The organism is Thalassobellus sediminis, assembly GCF_044386045.1.
GTDB classification, from domain to species: domain Bacteria; phylum Bacteroidota; class Bacteroidia; order Flavobacteriales; family Flavobacteriaceae; genus Thalassobellus; species Thalassobellus sediminis.
This window is the reverse complement of record NZ_JBISCD010000026.1, coordinates 1-568: the sequence shown is the minus strand read 5'-3', so window position 1 is coordinate 568 and position 568 is coordinate 1. Positions and strand designations below refer to the sequence as shown.

At 33.5% G+C, this 568-nt stretch carries 1 protein-coding gene; it reads right to left on the bottom strand.

From position 1 onward, the window contains the following. On the bottom strand, window positions 1-307 hold a 307-nt coding region (locus ACH5TW_RS00365), incomplete at its 3' end, for a peptidase associated/transthyretin-like domain-containing protein (protein ID WP_439334489.1). Between the last annotated feature and the right edge of the window lie 261 nt (window positions 308-568).

Here is a 568-nt window from a genome sequence, read left to right as displayed (position 1 = left end):
CAGTTTTAAAAAGTCCTTTTTGAAAGGCTTGATAATGCAATTCGGATAACTTTTCAAATTCCTTTTTCCGGAGTCGGTCAACTTTGGCAGGCGAATCAAAACAATGTGTAGAGGCTAAAAACAGAATTATTTCCGCATTTTCACAATCTTTTGTAATTGAGACTGTTGCCCATTCATAGCCAAGTCCAGCGAAAATAAATTTATCGGTTTCTTTGAGTAATTTAATTTGGAAATATCCATTATAGTCAGATTGTCCGATTTCGGTGGTGTCTTTGTCAAAGATTGTTATTCCTATAGCAGTTTCCATAAATTGGTCGACAATTCTACCGTTTAAAGTCCGTTGTCCAAATGCGGAAAAAACGCAAAAAAAGAATGATATGAAAAATGTTGTTTTAAATCTCAATATTTTCGGTTTTCATATTGTTGCCAACGTGTTCGTGTATGAATTAGTTACGGAAAAGGACACGAGTCATTTTCCGATTAGCACCTAAGATAATTAATTGTTAGGAATTTCCGATTAGGAAATTCGTAGTAATTAATTATACACGTTGTTGTGTGTAGTTTTTTA